This is a genomic window from Pseudoalteromonas sp. SWYJZ19 (genome assembly GCF_015864375.1).
Taxonomy (GTDB): domain Bacteria; phylum Pseudomonadota; class Gammaproteobacteria; order Enterobacterales; family Alteromonadaceae; genus Pseudoalteromonas; species Pseudoalteromonas arctica.
This window is the reverse complement of the sequence record NZ_JADYXI010000043.1, coordinates 1-4,392: the sequence shown is the minus strand read 5'-3', so window position 1 is coordinate 4,392 and position 4,392 is coordinate 1. Positions and strand designations below refer to the sequence as shown.

At 61.6% G+C, this 4,392-nt stretch carries 3 protein-coding genes; all 3 read left to right on the top strand.

The window, feature by feature from the left end:
* Positions 1 to 2 precede the first annotated feature (2 nt).
* A complete protein-coding gene (locus I6F45_RS21030) occupies positions 3 to 2,351 on the top strand; it encodes a tape measure protein (protein ID WP_331460688.1) in 2,349 nt (782 codons plus the stop codon).
* Positions 2,352 to 2,424: 73 nt separating this feature from the next.
* Positions 2,425 to 2,826, top strand: a complete 402-nt coding sequence (locus I6F45_RS21025) for a hypothetical protein (RefSeq protein ID WP_114488110.1) — start codon at positions 2,425 to 2,427, stop codon at positions 2,824 to 2,826.
* Positions 2,827 to 2,838: 12 nt separating this feature from the next.
* Positions 2,839 to 4,392, top strand: a 1,554-nt coding sequence (locus tag I6F45_RS21020) for a hypothetical protein (RefSeq protein ID WP_197162017.1), incomplete at its 3' end; no start/stop codon positions are given.

The following is a 4,392-nucleotide window of genomic DNA, read 5'->3' as shown; positions in this document are numbered from 1 at the left end:
AAATAGCGTCCAAGGGCGTCGTTAGCATGGAAGAGCTGCGACAGCAATTAGGGGATTCCCTACCTGGTGCGCTCAGTTTGACGGCCAAGGGGCTCGGAATCACCGACGCCGAACTGGTCAAACTGGTGGAGTCAGGCAACTTGGCAGCGCGCGACTTCTTCCCGTCGTTCACCAAGGGTCTGCAGGAACTGCACGGCGAGACAGAAGGCTTGGTGCCCACGTGGGAGCGCCTGAAGAACGCCTTCACACTGGCCGCCCAAAACGCTGGTGACGCCGGCTGGCTGGAAATCCTGACCATGGGGTTGCGCGGTCTGGGCCTGGCGGCAGGATCGGTACTGCTCCCGCTCAACGCCCTGTTTGAATTAATGGCGGGCCTGATCCGGTCTGGGGGAGCCTTGGTCGCAGCCATCGCCACATGGACAAACCCCATGGAGGCTTTGAGTGAAATCTGGGGACAGGCTGCGGATCGCCAGTCCAAGTTGACCGAGGCTTTCGACGCGACGATCAAGGGGGTCGCTCAGACAAGCGCCGCCACGACGCAACTGACCAGTAAAGTCCAAGAGACTATCACCTCGACCGACGGCCTGACCAACTCGCAGAAGCTCGCAGCCATCGCGGCGCAGCTAAATGGAGACGCCACACTAGAGGCGGCTGCGAAGTACGTTCAACTCTCTATTGCCACGGCCACGCTGATCAAAGAGCAGGAGAACGAGACGCTGAACCTGGAGCGCGTCGCCAAAGCGCGCAAGGAAGAGGGTGAGACCCTGGTGGCGCTGGCGAAGTTGCGAGGCGATGAACAGGGCGTCCTGAAGGCAGCCAGCCAAGCGGCGGAAGAGTACGCACTTGCCAGCGCGCGGGTCGCGGCTTCGAAGCAGGAAGAGCTGAAAATCCTGGAGCAACAGTTGGTCGCACAGCAGGCCAAGCTCGAAGCCGACAAGGCGACGGCGGATCAGCAGGAAAAAGAGACGCAGAAGCTGCGCGAACTCATCAAGACCAAGCAGTCCGAGGTCGAGCAGACCAAGGCGTCAACGGAGGCGGCAAAACAGGAAGTCGCGGCGCGCAAACTGGCCGTTGAGATATACGGCGACCAGTCGGCCAAGATGGCCGAGTACCGCGCCGAAATGGATCGGCTCATCCTCGTCTTGCAAGAGTACGAAAAGCTCAACATCAACGGGAAAAAGACTGACGAGGAAGTCGCGGCTGTGCGCCAGAAACTGGCCGAGATAACGGCCAAGTACAAAGACACCGTGAATGACTTGGCACGGAACCTGCGCCTGCAAGCGGCAGAAGAAGTCGCCACGCTGAAGACCAAACAGGCTTCACTTTCCGTGGACATTCAGATTGCACAGGCAAGTGCCAACATCGCTCGCCTTCGTGGGGATAACACCAAGGCGATGCAGTTGGAGCGCGAGGCCATGGCGAAGCAGATCGAGGTCGCCAAGATCAAAATCGAGATCGACCGGGTACAGGCACAACTCCAGATCAAACTTCTCGAAAACGAGAAGTTGAAGCTCCAAGCCAGTGACGCCAACTACAAACTGTTGGTGCGGGAGTTGGACCTAAAGATCAAGTTGCAGAAGGCAACCCTTACCGAACTGGATGGCGCGGACAAACTCATCCGGTTGAAAGAAGAAGAGAACCGCCTGCGGCAGCAGGCCACCAACGACCTCGGCAGTGAGGCATCCGCGCGAGGCAACGTCACAGAGGCCAGCGAGCGCCAGGCCGACGCCATGGCGAAGATGCTCATGCAGTACACACTCAGCGCCGACTACAGCGAGCGGCAGATCGCCATCTTGGAACGAGAAGCCGCCGCCGAGGAAAAACTGGCCGAAGCCCGCCGCAAGCGCCTGAACGTGGACAAGGAAGGTTACTCCTTGAACACCGCAGGGGAGCGCGTGATGGCCGGGGAAACCCAAGAGCAGGTAGACCGCGACATCGCCCGGCGTTACGGCGAAGAGAACATCGGCAACCCAGACGCCATCAAGGCTCGCGGCCTGGCAGAGATGCTGAAGTTCATCTCCAGTCAGGGTGGGCAGATTCGAGACCCCAACTACAGCAAGCAGGTGGCTGACATGCGCCGGCAACTGCAGGAGTTGGAAGCGAAGCTGCTCAACACAGGCCCGGCACCAGGCGGCACGGCGACCACACCCGCAGGTGGGGGATCGACGACGCCAGGCGGCAGCCCTTCGGGTGGGCGCCCAAGCAGCGGTGGCGTCAGCAGCGGGGGGAACCTGACCGTCAACCTCGGCGGCCGCAACCTCGGAACCATCACCGGACTGAACCCCACGCAGTCACGTGAAACTCTCGCAGTGCTTCGCGCACTTGAAACCTCACAAGGAACCGCAGCATGAGCCTCACCCTGGCCGATGGCACGACCACACTGACCTTGAACCCAGACCTGTTCTNCTCACAAGGAACCGCAGCATGAGCCTCACCCTGGCCGATGGCACGACCACACTGACCTTGAACCCAGACCTGTTCTGGTCCGACGAGAACAACTGGAACCCGGTCGAGCAGACTGCCGACCGCACGATCACGGGCGCGTACATCGTCCAGGCGGCGGCGAGGGTCAAGGGGCGACCCATCACGCTGGAGCCGGAGAGCGACAGCAGCGCGTGGATGACGCGCGCCGACGTGACGGCGTTGCGAAATTGGGCCGCAGTACCCGGCAAAACCATGACTCTTACACTTCGCGGCGAGGCTCGGGAGGTCATCTTCCGTCACCAGGACGGCGGTTTTGAGGCCCGTCCTGTGATCCAGTACCGCGATGGGCACGAACTGCCTGCCGACTTTTACCTCTGCACCATCCGTCTCATGGAGATTTAACAAGTGGCAATCTTGAAAGGCGATGTCCGCCTGGTAGCGTCGGCGGTGATGGATGACGTGAGCGAAGGCGGCGGTGCCCCCACGGCGACGATCATCCAGGACGGTGAGAGCAACAACATCTTCCCGGACATCAGCGAGCTGGACCGCGCGGGCGGTCGGGTGAACCTGCGCAAAGTGCATGTGCACGTCCAGACGGGCGACCGTGACACGCTGCTGGGCACCAATTTCATTGTGGCCGAGCCCCCTAATGATCCGAACGTGAGCATCACGGTCTTCTCTACCGGCGAGACCTTTGACACGCGCACCAACGCTGCGGATTTCATCGAAGCCTATCTGGTGAAAGGCCCCGCACTTCCGGGCTTCTTGCTGGAGAACCACGTCGCTGGTCAGCGGGCGATCCAGTTGTTCCAACGCCCCGGGTCCCCGCTCCCCGCTGTGGGCCGCACCCTGGTACTGGTGGCCGACGAAGACACCCCCGACGAGATCGTGCAGTACGTGCGCACGACGCGGGTGGAAAGCACCATCGGCACCTACACCGAACTGGTTGGCGGCGGTTTGGTGGACTTTGAAGCGGAAGTTGTCACCTGTGACATCAGCGATGCCTTGCGCGTCAACTTCCCTGGCTCACCCCCATCCCGGCTTTTCGCCGTGGCCGACGGCAAGACTAAGGTCCGTGACACCACCGTCGCGGATGCCGGGTCGTACCACGGTGTCGTTGCCCTGGAATCGGCGGGGGCTATCGGCGACGCAACGGTGCAGGTGGAGAGCGTCTACACCCAACTGGTTCCCAACGCGCGGACGGAAGTCAGTGCGCTCGACCAGCGGCCTTCCGCACAGCGATCCTTGGTCTTGGCCGAGACGCCACGGCTTGTTACCGTTGGCGCCGCGCCGCACAGCAAGCGCATCAAGATCGGGCAGGAAAACCGCGGCTTCAATTTCGTTGACATCCTGCGGCCGTTCCCGGCTGCGAACTCCTTGGTGGTTTCCTTCCGGGCGCTCGGTAGTTGGTACACCATCCAGGACGACGGTCTCGGCAACCTGACGGGCACGGGGGTTGGCACCGTCAACTACGACAACGGCTCCATCGCCGTAACGTTCCCCTCGATGCCAGACGTTGGCTCATCCATCATCTACTCGTGGGGTGAGAAGTCTGCGTACACCAACCGATCTGCCGCCATCGGTTTTCGGATGCCCGAATTGTCGTGGACCGTACCGCACTCCCCCTTGGAACCAGGGTCCGTCGTCGTGACCTGGGAGTCTGGGGGTGTGTTGAAGACCGCAACCGACAACGGCACAGGCGGTTTCACCGGAGACGCTACAGGCAGCATCACGTACAACAGCGGGTTCATCTCCCTCAAACCTTTGGCGATGATCGACCCAGGCGGCGAGTTCAACACCGAATACGCCTACACGTCGGCCCGCAGCGAGAGTTTCGCCGGCCTTAGCCCCGACGCCGGCGGTTTTGTGACCATCACCTTGAGCGAACCGCCCCTGGCTGGGACCATCACCGCCCGTTGGATCACGGTGCGCAACGTCAGCAACAGCAGCGGGACCAGCGATCTGGTG